This window comes from Streptomyces sp. RPA4-2 (assembly GCF_012273515.2).
Lineage (GTDB): Bacteria > Actinomycetota > Actinomycetes > Streptomycetales > Streptomycetaceae > Streptomyces > Streptomyces kaempferi.
Genome location: NZ_CP050975.2, coordinates 4602680 through 4616794 on the forward strand (window position 1 = coordinate 4602680; position 14115 = coordinate 4616794).

The window sequence follows — 14115 nt, forward strand, 5'->3', positions numbered from 1 at the left end:
GCGGGGGCCATGGAGGGGGCGGTGGAGGGGGTGCGGGATCGTCCTACGCCTCGCCCACCCAGGTCAGCGCGGCCAATGCCACCGCCACCACCGCAACCGCCCGGCCGACTCTGGTCTTCTCGTACACGATGGCTCCTCTCACCTGTGCCAACGCCACACCCACCATCGTCGGGACCAACCGCGCCGACCTCCTCATCGGCACGCCCGGCAACGACGTCATCTTCGGCCTCGGCGGCAGCGACGTCATCGACGGCCGTGGCGGCAACGACATCCTGTGCGGCGGAACCGGCAACGACCGCATCGGCGGCGGCGACGGGAACGACCGCGTCGAGGGCGAAGACGGTGCCGACGTCCTCACCGGCGGCAACGGCAACGACGCCCTCTTCGGAGGCAACGGCCCCGACGTCCTCGACGGCGGCCCCGGCACCAACACCAACAACGGCGGACCCGGCCTGAACGTCTGCGTCCGCCCCCTCAACGGTCCCGGCTGCACCGTCTGACGCCGCGGACCAGAACGCGCCTGTGCCCCCGCCGTGCCCGATCGGCCGGTACCTGACGGCGGACCACGGTGACTGACGCCCGGCGCACATGAGAACGGCCCCCGACCTCACCTGGTCAGGGGCCGTTCAGCTGCGGTGGGTGTGGGATTTGAACCCACGGTGACATCGCTGCCACGACGGTTTTCAAGACCGTTCCCTTAGGCCGCTCGGGCAACCCACCCGCGCCCCGGCCCACCTGGGGCGAGGCGGCTACAGCCTACCCGGCCCCGAGCGTTCCCCGGCGGCATGGTCCACGAAATCCACGGGTGCTGCTCCCGCTCGCCGCAAGCGGCACGCTCATGCAATCGGCAGCTGCTGGGCGACGTCCGCCGCGGCCCGTACGAACTCGCGTACGCGCTCCGTGGTGTTCCCTTCCAGCCAGACCGGTCCCCGCTCGATCGGTCGTGCGTCATGGAGAGGCACATAGGCGACGTCCGGTCGAGGGTAGTAACGTCGGGAATGTTCTCCGACGGGCAGGACGCCCCTGCCCATCGCGACCAGCGTGAGCATCTCGGAGAACGATCCTCCGGCCGGTCCTTTCGGAACCGGCCTGCCCAGCGGGGTGTGCTCCGGTGTGCGATCCCGTTTGAACCCGGCCGAGGTCACCTCCGGGTACTGCACCACCGGGTGCTCCGCGAGCACTTCGAGCGACACCGACTCCGCGCCCGCGAGCGGATGGCCGGCCGCGACGGCGAGCACCCGTTTCTCCGTCAGCAGCGCCGGCCCACAGGCCATTCCGTCGAACGGGAACGAGGCGATGAGGACGTCCACCGAGCCGTCCAGCAGGCTCGCCCGGGAGTTGGACAGCTGCACCTCCCGCACATCGACCCTGCAGTCGGAGTGGCGCTCGCTGAAGAGCTGGACCGCCCTCAGGAGCGCGGGTGCCGTCCACTCCCCGAGAAAAGCGACCCGCAGTTCTCCCGTGACACCGCGACTGGCATCGGCGGCCCTTCGGAGCGCCTCCTCCATCCCGACGACCAGGGGCACCAGGTCATCGGCCAACTGCCGCCCGATCGCTGTGACGCGAACGCTTCTGCTCGTCCGCTCGAACAGCATGCCGCCGATCCGTCGTTCAAGTTTCCTGATCACCTGACTGACCCGCCCGGTCGTGACGCACAGGCGCTCGGCGGTACGACCGAAGTGCAGTTCCTCGGCAAGCGTCAGGAAGGTCTCGATCTCCGCCCGTTCCAGCATGGTCCCCCCGTTCGTTGAATCACGCTCAACGGCCGTGTTCCCATCATGCCTTGATGACGGAGCCGAGTCGGCGGATCGTCAATGGCGCCCACTTGGACTCCACCATCTAAGGAAGCCCCATGAACGCCTCGGACATCACCACCCGCACGGCCGGGACCGGCGAGCCCCTGCGGGAGCGCAGCCATCCCTCACCGGGCCTCGGCGACCGACCCGGGGTGCCCTCTCTGCGCGTGAGGGCGTTCGACCATCTGGTTCTCAACGTCGGGGATGTCGAGCGGTCCCTGGACTTCTACACCGGACTCCTCGGCCTGGAACCGGTACGCGTTGCCGAGTGGCGAGCCGGCAAGGTCTCGTTCCCCTCGGTGAGAATTACCCCTGAGTCCATCATCGACCTGGTCGGTCGCCCTCGGGCAGGATCCAACGTCGACCACATCTGTCTCACCGTGGAACCGCTGGACTGGGACGAGTTCATCACGTCGGGAACCTTCACCGTCCTGGAAGGTCCCGTCGACCGCTTCGGCGCCCGCGGCACCGCCACGTCGGTCTACGTCCAGGACCCGGACGGCAACACCGTGGAACTCCGCTGGTACCCGCAGGACGCCGCGGTCTGACCGCGCTCGAGCCGGTGTGACGACGGGCCCGGGGGGCCGCTCGGGCAACCCGCCCCGCGTCACCCACGATCGTCGGTGGCGCGGGGACAGGACCGATCGGTCAGCTGTCGCCGTCGCGCTGGCCCAGGGTGACGTCGGTGGTGCGGACCTTGCCGTCACGCGTGTACGTGAGCTTGACGGTGTCGCCGGGCTGGTGGGTCCAGATCTCGCCGATGAGGGTCGGACCGCTGTCGATCACCTGGTCGTCGAGCTTGGTGATGACGTCGCCGGGCTTGAGGCCGGCCTTGGCGGCGGGGCCGCCGGAGGTCACCGCCGCGGAGCCGCTCGCGCCCTGCTCGGTGATCTTCGCGCCGCTGGTGCCCTCTTCGAGGGAGACGGACGCGCCGATCACCGGGTAGACCGGCTTGCCGGTCTTGATGAGCTGCTGGGCGACGTGCTTCGCCTGGTTGATCGGGATCGCGAAGCCGAGACCGATGGAACCGGACTGGCTGGTGCCGCCCAGGCCGCCGCCGCTCGTCGACTGGATCGCGGAGTTGATGCCGATGACGGAACCCTGGGCGTCCAGGAGCGGGCCACCGGAGTTGCCCGGGTTGATCGAGGCGTCCGTCTGCAGGGCGCTCATGTAGGAGGCCTTGCTGCTGGAGCTGCCGTCGCTGGAGGCCACCGGGCGGTTCTTGGCGCTGATGATGCCCGTGGTCACCGTGTTGGACAGGCCGAAGGGGGCGCCGATCGCGATCGTCGAGTCACCGACGGCCACCTTGTCGGAGTTGCCGAGGGCGAGCGGCTGTAGGTCGGACGGCGCGTTCTTGAGCTTGATGACCGCGACGTCGTAACCCTGGGCGTGGCCGACCACCTCGGCGTTGTACTTCTTGCCGTCGGGGAAGGTCGCGGTGAGCTTGCCGCCGTCGACCGCATCCGCCACGACGTGGTTGTTGGTGAGGATGTGGCCCTGCTTGTCGAAGACGAAGCCCGTGCCGGTGCCGCCCTCGCCGTTGGTGCTCTCGGCCTCGATGGTGACGGTGCTCGGCAGCGCCTTGGCCGCCACGCCCGCGACCGTGCCCGAGGCGCGCTTGACGTCGCCGCTGTTGCTCGGGGCGGAGACCGTCGTCGAGCCGGTGGAGCTGTCGTTGCCCCTGGCCAGCGAGTAGCCGATGCCGCCGCCGACCCCGCCCGCGACGAGCGCGGCCACCAGGATGGCGGCGACCAGGCCGCCACGTCCGTTCTTCGGCTTCGGCGCGGGCTGCCCGTAGGTGGAACCCCACCCGCCGGCGCCGGAGCCGCCACCGTCCGCGTACGCGGGGGTGGCGGGCGGCGGGGGCGGCCAGCCCGCCTCGGCCGCGGGGACGGCCCCGGGGGTCCCGGGACCGTAGCCCGGCGCACCGGGAGTCCCCGCGCCGTGCCCGTACGGGTCAGGCGTCCCGGCACCCATCGACGCGTACGCCGGTGACTGCTCCGGTGCGCCGGGGGCGCCCGGAGGCACCGACGGGATCTGAGCGGTCGGCGCGCCCCCTTCGGGCGCAGCGTTCTGCGCGGAAGCAGCGGGAGTTTCCACCGGCACGGGAGGTGCGGACGGGGCCGGGGGTACTGCGGTGCCCTCGTTCTCGGTGCTCACAGCTCTTCTCCTCGATCCACGGCTGTTGTTCTCGGTCGCACTCGGTCACGCTCGCTCATGCTTGTCGACGCGTCCGGCGCGATTCAGCTGTGCTGGTGTGCATGTGCTTTTTTGTACGCCGTCAGCTTTTCCCACAGGACGTCAGAGCACCATAAGCGGTGGCTGTGGGTCCAGGTCCATTCTTTACATAGGTCTTTTCTGGCGCAATGGTTTCATTTGTGGCGTATCCGACCCGGCGGCCACCCCGCAGCGATGGCACCATGACGCGGTGACCCACGCACGACAGCACCCGATCCAGGTCGTCGCCCATCGCGGGGCTTCCGAAGAAGCCCCCGAGCACACCCTGGCCGCTTACAAGAAGGCGATCGAGGACGGTGCCGACGCCCTCGAGTGCGATGTACGGCTGACCGCGGACGGACACCTCGTCTGCGTCCACGACCGTCGCGTCAACCGTACGTCCAACGGCCGCGGGGCGGTCTCCGCCCTGGAGCTCGCCGAACTGGCCGCGCTGGACTTCGGCGCCTGGAGGAACCGCGACGAGTCCCCCGACTGGGAGTACGGCCCCGGGGACCCGGAGGACACGTCCGTCCTCACCCTGGAGCGACTGCTCGAACTCGTCGCGGACGCGGGCCGCCGCGTGGAGCTGGCCATCGAGACCAAGCACCCCACACGCTGGGCCGGACAGGTCGAGGACCGGCTGCTGCTGCTCCTGAAGCGTTTCGGGCTGGACTCCCCGGCGAGCGCCACGACCTCACCCGTCCGCGTCATGAGCTTCTCGGCCCGCTCCCTGCACCGCGTCCGGACCGCGTCCCCGACCATGCCGACGGTCTATCTGCTGCAGTTCGTCTCGCCCCGGCTGCGGGACGGACGGCTGCCCGCGGGTGTCCGGATCGCAGGCCCTTCGATGCGGATCGTACGCAGCCACCCCGGCTACATCGAACGGCTGAAACGAGCCGGGCACCAGGTGCACGTCTGGACGGTGAACGAGCCCGAGGACGTCGACCTCTGCGTTGAGCTGGGCATTGACGCCATCATCACCAACCGACCGCGCGCGGTCCTGCGCCAGCTCGGCCGCTGACCTCGCGCGCACCACTCCGGAAGGCACTGATCGAACCCCCGGAACGGCCATCGAGATCCAGCCACACAGTGACAGGGAGTGCACCGGCGCGTTCGTTCCGTATTCGATCGTTACGAGTGCGTCAGCAGACGTGGATTGGCCGGTTTCCGGTTCAGTCCAGTGGGGCATCCACACCGTGGCGTGGGGCAAAGGAGGTCTCGGGGGTGGCGTTGGTGGTGGCACGGGAAGTGCCCACGTCGTCGAGCATGGCCGTTCCGCATGGCCCTGCGGGCGTCGGGAAGGCAAGACGTCGGATGCGGGATCAGCTGCGCACGGGCGGAATGGCGGAATCGATCGTCGACGACGCCGTACTGATCCTTTCGGAACTGCTGAGCAACGCGTGCCGGCACGGCAGGCCGCTCGGCGAGGCCCTGTCGGGTGACGGCGACGTGCGGGCCGCGTGGCGCGTCGACGCGTCCGGAAGGCTCACCGTCGAGGTGACGGACGGCGGCGGTCCCACCCGCCCGGTACCGGCCACCCCCTCGGTCACGGCACACGGCGGCCGCGGGCTGAACATCATCACGGCGCTGGCGAAGGACTGGGGCGTCCGCGACGACGCCCGCGGGGAGGTCACGGTGTGGGTCGTCGTCCAGGAGGACGTCGCCGACGCGACCACCGGGCACCGGCGCGACGATTTCGCTACGCGCGTCGCGTCACCGGCTGTGTCCGCGATACCCGAGCTGGACTTCGCGGACGCCTTCGACGACCTGGACTGAGACCCCCCGTTCCTCCGGAAGGACCCGGTGCGTGGTCGACGTTGTCCACAGGGTCCCTTCGGCCGTCGCACGAACGGCTAGGCTCGCGCCCGTACGAGTCGAGCCGTGATCGGGAGACACCCACGATGGCCAAGAAGCGACCCCAGACGAAGGCCCAGCGGCCTCAGCTGCAAGACGGGGAAATCCCGGTTGTCGGCGCTCGCGAACCCTGCCCCTGCGGCAGCGGCCGCCGCTACAAGGCCTGCCATGGCCGGGCGGCCGCGCACGCGGTGACCGAACTGGTGCAGCGCCCCTTCGAGGGCCTGCCGAACGAGGGCGACTGGGTCGCGCTGCGCGAGCTGGTGCCCGCCGCGACCGCCGAACTGAAGCTCAAGGAGAGCCTCCCCGAGGACGTCCCCTCGGTGACGCTCGCCACCGTCCTGCCGATGGCCTGGCCCGCGCTGCGCCGCGACGACGGCTCGGTCCTGCTCGGCCTGCAGAACGACACGGCGTCCGGCGACATCAGCCGCGACCTCGCCGACACCCTGCGGCGCGCCCTCACGGCGGAGCCCGGCACACCGGTCCCGGGCCGCCGCGCCCCGGCCGACGGCCCGCGGCTGCAGGAACTGCTCGACCCCGAAGGCGCCTTCGAGCCAGTTGTGCACACGGGCTTCGAGTTCTGGGTCCCTGACGCGGAGAACTCGACGCCGGACGTGGCCGCCTCCCTGGAGCGGGCCAACGCCGCCGCCGTCCCCACCGTGAAGCTCTCCGGCGTCGACGCCGCGTACTGGTGCGAGACCCCCGACAAGAACCACCTGCGCTGGGTCATGCCGCACCCCGAGGAACAGCTTCTGGACGCGCTCGCGCGGCTGCACGCGGCCGGCCGGTCGAGTCTCGGCGAGGGCACCCGGCTGGTCGGCTCCTTCCGCGCGCACGGGCTCACGGTGCCGGTCTGGGACCTGCCGAGCGCTGTCACGGCCGACGACATCGAGAAGCCGGCGGCCGAATTCGCCGAACGCCTGGCGACCGCCCTGGCCTCGGACGCGCCGCTCACCGCGGACGAACGCCGGGCGCGCGGCGGACTCACCAACCGACAGGTCACGCTGAGCTGATCCCCGGTCGCGGCACTGACCGACCGGTCAGCTGGTCCAGGCCCTTGAGGACAGGTGACTCCTGTCACAACTCCCGGTTGTGACAGCGGAATCCGTGTCCGAATAGCCGAGATCGAATTTGCGAACCGCCGATCTCTTGTTACCGTTCGAGTAGCCCGGTTGCTGGTGCATCCCCCGTCGCCAGCAACCGGGTCTTTTTCATGTCCGGAACCTCGTACGGCGTCAACGCCCTTGCCACAGAGGCAAGTTGCTACGAACCCGTACTGCTGCCGGAGCGCAGCAGCAGCGGCCCGTCACCGGCGCCCTGCGCGAACTCCGCGACCGCCGTGTAGGCCCCCGCCCCGCCCGCCGTGCGCTCCCTGGGCGTCTCGCACGCTCCCGGATCGTCCTCCGCGTCCACCACGCACCTCATCTGCACGGTGTGGCCGGCGGGCCCCATGAGGCTCAGTACGGAACTCAGCTCGTCGCCGGTCGCGTTGCGGTAGTACGTGCGCGCCCAGGTGTCCGCCCCCCGGGTCAGGACACAGGTCTGCGCCTCGATGCCGTCCGGTGAGGAGAGTTCGGGGCCGCACCGGGCGACGGTGGCCAGGCCCAGCCCCAGCAGCCGGGACGCGGACGCGGAGAGGCCCCCGGAGCCGGGCGCACGCCCCTTCTCGTCGACGCGCCCGGAGGTACGGACGACCGCGGGACCCTCGTCCCCGACGGGCCCCGCGGACGCCACGGTCAGCGGCAGAGCGACGATGAACGCCACGGCGGCGGTCAACGCCCCCAGACGAACGCTTCGGGGGCCCGGCCCGCCGCGCAGCGGCAAGGAGTCTCTGTGTCGGCCAAGATGACGCTGCATACCACGGAAGATAACGAGCCGGGGTGGGCGCGCGGCTCGCCGCGCGCCGGAGCGCCCTACAACTCGGGCGCGCTCACACCCGTACGAGTGAGCGCCTCCACCACGGCGTCCACCACGGCCTCCACCCCGGGCACCCAGGGCGCGGCCGAACCGGGCAGCGGGGCCCGCTCCCAGCGGATCCGTCCCTGGCCGGTCTCGGACGGGGGCAGCGCGATGTAACCGCCCTCGCCGTGGAAGCGCAGGGAACCCGGTACGAAGTCCTTGGCGTAGAGCAGCTCGCCGAGTTGCTCCATGGAGTACGGCGCGACGAGGATCGCCCACCGTGTGGGGGCCGCGACGACCGGGCCGAGGCGCATGCCCTTGCGGTCGAGCGCGTCGAGCGCGCGGGCCGCCGCGGGGGCGGGCAGGCTCACCGCGCAGGGCGCCCTGCCTCCGGTGGCCAGCACGATGGGTGCCGACGGCCGGTTGGTCCACCACCAGCGCACCATGCGCTGGTCGGCGGTGGCCGCGAGGAGGCCGGGGTCGAAGGGGTGGGCGCCGGGCACCGTGCACTCCGGGTCCGGGCAGCCGCAGCGGGCACGCCCCTGCGGATCCGGTGCCACACCCGGGAGTACGGGCCAGCGCCAATCGGCCGCGAAGGTCAGGGCCGCGCTGAGCATCTCAGGGCTCCCGTTGTTCCGCCTGGACAGGAGCCTGCGTCGCCTTCCGAGGATCTCGCGCATGAGCGCTCGTTCCTTTCCGTTGCACGCCTGGCAACACCGTGGATCACATCACGTCATGTGTCGATCACTTCACTGTGCGTACCTGCTGGCGCATCACACCCCCGCGCACGGCAGGGGGAACCCATCTGGGCCGAGCATTGGCTGCGTCCGCGTCCATACTGCGTCTGTCTGAAGCACGGGCATGGCGTGGGGTGGCGGCGCCTGGCGTTTTGCTGTCCCGCGTATTGCTTGCCGCCTCCGCCACGGGAGGATGGGGCACGGTCATCGGTAGTTAAGACGCCCGGGTCCGATTCCAGGTTCCGGGCGGTTCCCAACCGCCCCTGGCCTTCACCGAGTACGTACCCACCACGACCGCTGTGACGCTCCGTCGAACGAGGCCAGTCGACCTCAATAACGTGTTACCCGAGTCAGTTTTAAGCCAACTTTGCTTTCCCGCAAGGGTTACCGAGGGTCTCGTGGACACCAGGAATCCCGGCAGGACAATGCTGGACATCCCCTCACGAGTGCGTGTACATGTGGAGACACTGCCAGCGGCGCAGAACGACATGGGGGTTTGCGATGCTATTGAGCAATACGCACAGGTCGGAAAGCCGGACGCCATGAACGCCCCTCACCTTCCGAAAGTGGCCGGAATCGATTCAACGGTTCCCGCACCCGCACACACTGTCGCGCCTACATCCTCCGCCCCGGGCGCCGCTTCGGCCACTCCGGCCGCTCCGGCCACCGGCCCCGGACTCGTCCTCCAGGACCGGCTCGCCGGCTGGGTCTCCGATCTCACGACGCTCCACGAACTCACCGAACGCCTGGCGCGCACCGCGGCGCTGAGCGAGGCACTGCAGGAACTCCTGCGCGCCGGAGCCTTCCTCGTGGGCGCGCGGCGCGGTCTCGTCGTCCTGGAGCCGGGCGACGGACTCGGCCCGGACACCACCGTCGGCCTGGGTCTGGGGCGCGCCGATCTCGGCCACATCGAGACCGTTCCGCGCAGCTCCATGTCGTACGGACGGATCCTGGACGGCCTGCCCGGCGGCGACGCCGAGATCGCGCAGCCCGATCTGCTCTCCGAGGACGGCCTCGACCCCCGCCACCGCGAGGTGGCCGCCCGGCTCGGCTACGCCGCGAGCTACACGCTGCCGCTGTCCACCAGGGCGACGGGCCGGCTGGGCGCCGCCGTATGGCTCTACGACGAACCCGCCGAACCGGTGGAGCGCCAGCGCCACCTCGTCGGCCTCTACGCCCGGTACGCGAGCGAGCACCTGGCACGGCTGGTGGAACTGGAGCGCACACGCGCGTGCGTGGCGACCGTCTCCGAGGAGCTGCTTCCCCCACGGCTTCCCCGGGTCCCCGGTATCCAGCTGGCCGCCCGTCATCGCACGGGTCCGCGCGGTGGCGGCGACTGGTACGACGCGCTGCCCCTGCCCGACGCCGCGCTCGGCCTCTCCGTCGGATCCGTCACGGGGTCCGGACCCAGCGCGATCGCCGCGATGGGCCGGCTGCGGGCGTCCCTGCGGGCGTACGCCGTGATGGAGGGCGAGGACCCGGTCGCCGTCCTGTCCGACCTCGAACTGCTGCTGCGGCTGACCGAGCCCGCCCGCTCGGCGACCGCCCTCTTCGCCTATTGCGAGCCCGCGCTGCGCAGGATCACCCTCGCCGGAGCCGGTCACAGCCCGCCGCTGCTCATCGGCGCACGGCGCACGGAGTTCGTGGAGACCTCGCTGTCCGCGCCGCTGGGGATGCTCGCCTGCTGGGAGGCGCCGAGTGTCGAGCTGACCGCCGAGGCCGGTGAGACCGTGCTGCTCTACACCGACGGCCTGCTGCACCGCACCGGCGACCCCATGGACCGTGCCTTCGCCCGGCTGCACGCGGCGGCGGCGAGCGTGCCGAGGTCGCTGCGCGAGGACCCCGGCGCCATCGCCGACCACGTCCTGCGGACCGTCCTCCCGGACGAGTGCGGGTCCGGGACCGCCGGGTCCGGCATGCCTGTCGGCCCGAAGAGACCCGGGCCGGGGGGCGACAGCGACGAGGACGTGGTGCTGCTGGCGGCACGCTTCGAGTGACCGTGGCGCGGGACTGCTGGGCGGGACTACTGGGGGACTGCTGTGCGGGACTGCCGCGCGGAAACGTCACGAGCGACCACTGCGGGTGACCGCGGCGGACTCCTCACGAGGGGCACCGGGCCCCCTCGTGACGGCGACGGGCTCGGGTGTTCCCGGGGCGCGCACTCCGACTCCTCCGCGGTGAGCCTTCCCCGTCCGCTCCGCGGTGAGCCCTCCTCGCCGCCCCCGCTGAATCCTCCCCCGCTGCTCACGGCGAGCCCCCCCTCCGAGCACTCCCCGTGAACCGCGGCGCACGCACGGTGCGCTCCGGCGTGCGCGCGGTGCGTCGTCCCGCACGCGCGGTGAGCCCCCTCGCACACGCGGTGAGCTCTCGGCGTAAAGCCGTTCCGGCCCCGGGCCCGCTCCCGTACGACCGTACGATGGAAGCGGTCCAGAGTCGTATCAAGGAGGCAGACCGTGTCGGAGGCGCTCAACCCGGAGACCCCGGAAGCCGTGCTCGACGATGCCGCTGACGAAGCGGTCGAAGAAGAGCCGATCAAGCAGCGCAAGAACGGCCTGTACCCGGGCGTGTCCGATGAACTCGCCGAGAGCATGAAGTCCGGCTGGGCCGACACCGAGCTGCGCGGCCTGGAGCCGATCGCGCAGGCCGAGTACACCGCAGCCCGCCGCGCCGCACTCTCCGCGCGTTTCCCGGGCGACCGGCTGGTGGTCCCCGCGGGCAACCTGAAGACCCGGTCGAACGACACGGAGTACCCCTTCCGTGCCTCGGTCGAGTACGCGTACCTGACGGGCAACCTGACCGAGGACGGCGTCCTGGTCATGGAGCCGACGTCGGACGGGCACAAGGCGACGATCTACCTGCTGCCGCGCTCCGACCGGGAGAACGGCGAGTTCTGGCTGTCCGGCCAGGGCGAACTGTGGGTCGGCCGCCGCCACTCCCTCACCGAGGCCGAGCAGCTGTACGGCATCCCGGCGTCGGACGTCCGTGAACTGGCCGCGGCGCTGAAGGAGGCCACCGGTCCCGTCCGTGTCGTGCGCGGCTTTGACGCCGGCGTCGAGGCGGCCCTGACCGACAAGGTCACCGCCGAGCGCGACGAGGAGCTGCGGGTCTTCCTCTCCGAGGCGCGGCTGGTCAAGGACGAGTTCGAGGCCGGCGAGCTGCAGAAGGCCGTCGACTCGACGGTCCGCGGCTTCGAGGACGTCGTGAAGATCCTGGACAAGGCCGAGGCGACCAGCGAGCGCTACATCGAGGGCACCTTCTTCCTGCGCGCCCGCGTCGAGGGCAACGACATCGGCTACGGCTCCATCTGCGCCGCCGGACCGCACGCCTGCACGCTGCACTGGGTGCGCAACGACGGACCGGTCCGCTCCGGCGACCTGCTCCTGCTGGACGCGGGCGTCGAGACGCACACCCTCTACACCGCCGACGTCACGCGCACGCTGCCCATCGACGGCACGTACACCGAGATCCAGAAGAAGATCTACGACGCCGTGTACGAGGCCCAGGAGGCCGGTATCGCGGCCGTGCAGCCGGGCGCCAAGTACCGCGACTTCCACGACGCGGCGCAGCGGGTGCTGGCCGAGAAGGTCGTCGAGTGGGGTCTGGTCGAGGGCCCGGTCGAGCGCGTCCTCGAACTCGGTCTGCAGCGTCGCTGGACCCTGCACGGCACCGGCCACATGCTCGGCATGGACGTCCACGACTGCGCGGCCGCGCGGACCGAGACGTACGTGGAGGGCACGCTGGAGCCGGGCATGTGCCTGACCGTCGAGCCGGGTCTGTACTTCCAGGCCGACGACCAGACCGTCCCCGAGGAGTACCGCGGCATCGGCGTCCGCATCGAGGACGACATCCTGGTCACGCGGGACGGCAACCGGAACCTGTCGGAAGGACTGCCGCGGCGCTCCGACGAGGTCGAGGCGTGGATGGCCGCGCTGAAGGGCTGATCCGCGACAGTACGGCCGGGTACCCCCACGGGTGCCCGGCCGTTTTCGGTTCGCGGGGGTGACCCGGGCCTGTCCTGCCTGGCAGGGGGCGCGGTACTCGGAGGGAGGGCCCGGTTGCATGGACGACTTCTGGTCCGGCGTCGGTGTGGATCTGCATCTGGAGCCGGACGTGGCGGCGGGCCGGCGGGCGGGGCTCGAACGCGCGCTGCGGGACGCGGTGCGCGAGGGACGGCTCGCGCCGGGCACCCGGTTGCCCGCGACGCGGCGGCTGGCGGCCGAGCTGGGCATCTCACGCGGCACCGCGAAGGGTGCGTACGACCAGCTGGTCGCCGAGGGATATCTGACGGCGCGGCAGGGATCGGGCACCGAGGTGGCGCTGTTGCCGGCCACCACTCCGGAGGCGTCCGAGGGAGCGGCACGCGCGCGTGCCCCTCGTCTCGATCTGCGGCCGGGCAGCCCGGACGTCGGCTCGTTCCCGGCCGCCGCCTGGCTGCGGGCGCTGCGCCGCGCGATCGCGACGGCGCCCTCCTCCGCGTACGGCTACGGGGATCCGCGCGGCCGGATCGAACTGCGCACGGCGCTGTCCGGCTATCTGGGACGGGCCCGGGGGGTGATCGCGCCGCCCGAGCGGATCGTGATCACTTCGGGGTACGTGCAGGGACTCGCGCTCCTCACCAGCGCGCTGGGCGGCGGAGTGGTCGCGATGGAGGACCCGGGGCTGCCCTTCCACCGGGACGTGGTGCGGCGGGGCGGCGGAACGGTGGTTCCGTTGCCGGTCGACGAACGGGGCGCCCGCCCGGAGGAGTTGGGGGCCGGCGGAGCCGGTGCGGCCGTCGTCACGCCCGCGCACCAGTACCCGACCGGGGTCACGTTGCATCCGCGGCGCCGACGGGCGCTCACCGACTGGGCCCGCGCACACGGCGCGCTGATCGTCGAGGACGACTACGACGGGGAGTTCCGCTACGACCGGCAGCCCGTCGGCGCCCTCCAGGGGATGGCACCGGGCCAGGTCGCGTATCTCGGCACGGCCTCCAAGACGCTCGGGCCCGCGCTGCGGCTCGGCTGGATGGTCCTGCCGCCGCACCTGGTCGACGTGGTGACGGACGCGAAGCTGCACAGTGACCATCACACCGAGGTCATCGGCCAGTTGGCGCTGGCCGAGATGATCACCGGCCACGCGTACGACCGCCATGTGCGCGCCTGTCGACTCCGCTATCGGCGGCGCAGGGACCAGCTCGTGGACCGGCTCGGAGCATCCCGGAGCGTGCGCGGGATCGCGGCCGGGCTGCACGCGCTGGTGGAGGTCACCGACGAGGCGGAGACGGTGGCGCGGGCGCGGGCGCTGGGGCTCGCGGTGGGGCGGCTCGGTGACCACTGGCACACGCCCGGGGCGGGTCGGCCGCAGGGGCTGGTCGTGGGGTACGGGACGCCACGGGAGCAGGTGTTCCCGGAAGCGCTGGAGGTGTTGGGGCGGGTGCTGGACGGGACGTGAGCGGCGGGCGGGGGCGGCGGACGAGGCTGTCCCCGCGCAGGCGGGGCTCCGCCCCGGAGAGGACGCGGCGCCCTCCCGGAGAGGCCGCGGCTCCGTCCCTCGGAGCACCCGGCTTCGCGGCACAGAGGTCGACCCCCGTCCCGCGAGGGCCTCGCGGGTGACCGATTGGGTCATGGATC

General features: G+C 71.5%; 12 protein-coding genes and 1 tRNA gene. 8 read left to right on the plus strand and 5 right to left on the minus strand.

Annotation, left to right across the window (positions count from 1 at the left end; genetic code table 11):
• The first annotated feature begins 128 nt into the window (after positions 1-128).
• On the plus strand, positions 129-500 hold the full coding sequence (locus HEP85_RS20120; RefSeq protein ID WP_168528961.1) for a calcium-binding protein: 372 nt from the start codon (positions 129-131) through the stop codon (positions 498-500).
• Positions 501-633: 133 nt separating this feature from the next.
• Here HEP85_RS20120 and HEP85_RS20125 read toward each other — a convergent pair.
• A tRNA-Ser gene (locus tag HEP85_RS20125) sits at positions 634-720 on the minus strand.
• A gap of 116 nt (positions 721-836) precedes the next feature.
• Positions 837-1733, minus strand: a complete 897-nt coding sequence (locus HEP85_RS20130; RefSeq protein ID WP_168528962.1) for a LysR family transcriptional regulator — start codon at positions 1731-1733, stop codon at positions 837-839.
• A gap of 224 nt (positions 1734-1957) precedes the next feature.
• Between HEP85_RS20130 and HEP85_RS20135 the strand changes: the two genes are divergently transcribed.
• Positions 1958-2344, plus strand: coding sequence for a VOC family protein (locus tag HEP85_RS20135; protein WP_248002498.1), 387 nt, complete (start codon positions 1958-1960; stop codon positions 2342-2344).
• 100 nt (positions 2345-2444) lie between these two features.
• Here the strand turns inward: HEP85_RS20135 and HEP85_RS20140 are convergent, their stop codons facing one another.
• Positions 2445-3956, minus strand: coding sequence for a trypsin-like peptidase domain-containing protein (locus HEP85_RS20140; protein WP_329288933.1), 1512 nt, complete (start codon positions 3954-3956; stop codon positions 2445-2447).
• Between the two features lie 268 nt (positions 3957-4224).
• Between HEP85_RS20140 and HEP85_RS20145 the strand changes: the two genes are divergently transcribed.
• From HEP85_RS20145 to HEP85_RS20155, 3 genes are all read left to right on the plus strand, one after another.
• A complete protein-coding gene (locus HEP85_RS20145) occupies positions 4225-5034 on the plus strand; it encodes a glycerophosphodiester phosphodiesterase (protein WP_168528964.1) in 810 nt (269 codons plus the stop codon).
• A 116-nt stretch (positions 5035-5150) separates the two neighbouring features.
• Positions 5151-5789 carry an ATP-binding protein gene (locus HEP85_RS20150; RefSeq protein WP_168528965.1) on the plus strand — a complete coding sequence of 213 codons (639 nt, stop codon included), beginning with the start codon at positions 5151-5153 and terminating at the stop codon, positions 5787-5789.
• A 125-nt stretch (positions 5790-5914) separates the two neighbouring features.
• On the plus strand, positions 5915-6880 hold the full coding sequence (locus tag HEP85_RS20155; protein ID WP_168528966.1) for a DUF5926 family protein: 966 nt from the start codon (positions 5915-5917) through the stop codon (positions 6878-6880).
• Between the two features lie 250 nt (positions 6881-7130).
• Here the strand turns inward: HEP85_RS20155 and HEP85_RS20160 are convergent, their stop codons facing one another.
• Together HEP85_RS20160 and HEP85_RS20165 are read right to left on the minus strand one after the other, a co-directional pair.
• Positions 7131-7724: a hypothetical protein gene (locus HEP85_RS20160; protein WP_248002012.1), complete on the minus strand. Its 594-nt coding sequence runs from the start codon at positions 7722-7724 to the stop codon at positions 7131-7133.
• A 56-nt stretch (positions 7725-7780) separates the two neighbouring features.
• Positions 7781-8446, minus strand: coding sequence for a bifunctional DNA primase/polymerase (locus HEP85_RS20165; RefSeq protein WP_168528967.1), 666 nt, complete (start codon positions 8444-8446; stop codon positions 7781-7783).
• A 482-nt stretch (positions 8447-8928) separates the two neighbouring features.
• Here HEP85_RS20165 and HEP85_RS20170 point away from each other — a divergent pair, with 482 nt between their 5' ends.
• From HEP85_RS20170 to HEP85_RS20180, 3 genes are all read left to right on the plus strand, one after another.
• Positions 8929-10500, plus strand: coding sequence for a PP2C family protein-serine/threonine phosphatase (locus HEP85_RS20170; RefSeq protein ID WP_168533819.1), 1572 nt, complete (start codon positions 8929-8931; stop codon positions 10498-10500).
• A 492-nt stretch (positions 10501-10992) separates the two neighbouring features.
• Positions 10993-12444 carry an aminopeptidase P family protein gene (locus tag HEP85_RS20175; RefSeq protein ID WP_168533821.1) on the plus strand — a complete coding sequence of 484 codons (1452 nt, stop codon included), beginning with the start codon at positions 10993-10995 and terminating at the stop codon, positions 12442-12444.
• Positions 12445-12562: 118 nt separating this feature from the next.
• Positions 12563-13936, plus strand: a complete 1374-nt coding sequence (locus HEP85_RS20180; RefSeq protein ID WP_369657777.1) for a PLP-dependent aminotransferase family protein — start codon at positions 12563-12565, stop codon at positions 13934-13936.
• Positions 13937-14115: the final 179 nt, after the last annotated feature.

Excerpts from the sequence above, each read along its gene's own strand:
- HEP85_RS20170 (WP_168533819.1), top strand. The coding sequence starts at position 8,929 with ATGCTGGACATCCCCTCACGAGTGCGTGTACATGTGGAGACACTGCCA.
- HEP85_RS20130 (WP_168528962.1), bottom strand. The coding sequence starts at position 1,733 with ATGCTGGAACGGGCGGAGATCGAGACCTTCCTGACGCTTGCCGAGGAA.
- HEP85_RS20160 (WP_248002012.1), bottom strand. The coding sequence starts at position 7,724 with ATGCAGCGTCATCTTGGCCGACACAGAGACTCCTTGCCGCTGCGCGGC.
- HEP85_RS20155 (WP_168528966.1), top strand. The coding sequence starts at position 5,915 with ATGGCCAAGAAGCGACCCCAGACGAAGGCCCAGCGGCCTCAGCTGCAA.
- HEP85_RS20120 (WP_168528961.1), top strand. The coding sequence starts at position 129 with ATGGCTCCTCTCACCTGTGCCAACGCCACACCCACCATCGTCGGGACC.
- HEP85_RS20180 (WP_369657777.1), top strand. The coding sequence starts at position 12,563 with ATGGACGACTTCTGGTCCGGCGTCGGTGTGGATCTGCATCTGGAGCCG.
- HEP85_RS20165 (WP_168528967.1), bottom strand. The coding sequence starts at position 8,446 with ATGCGCGAGATCCTCGGAAGGCGACGCAGGCTCCTGTCCAGGCGGAAC.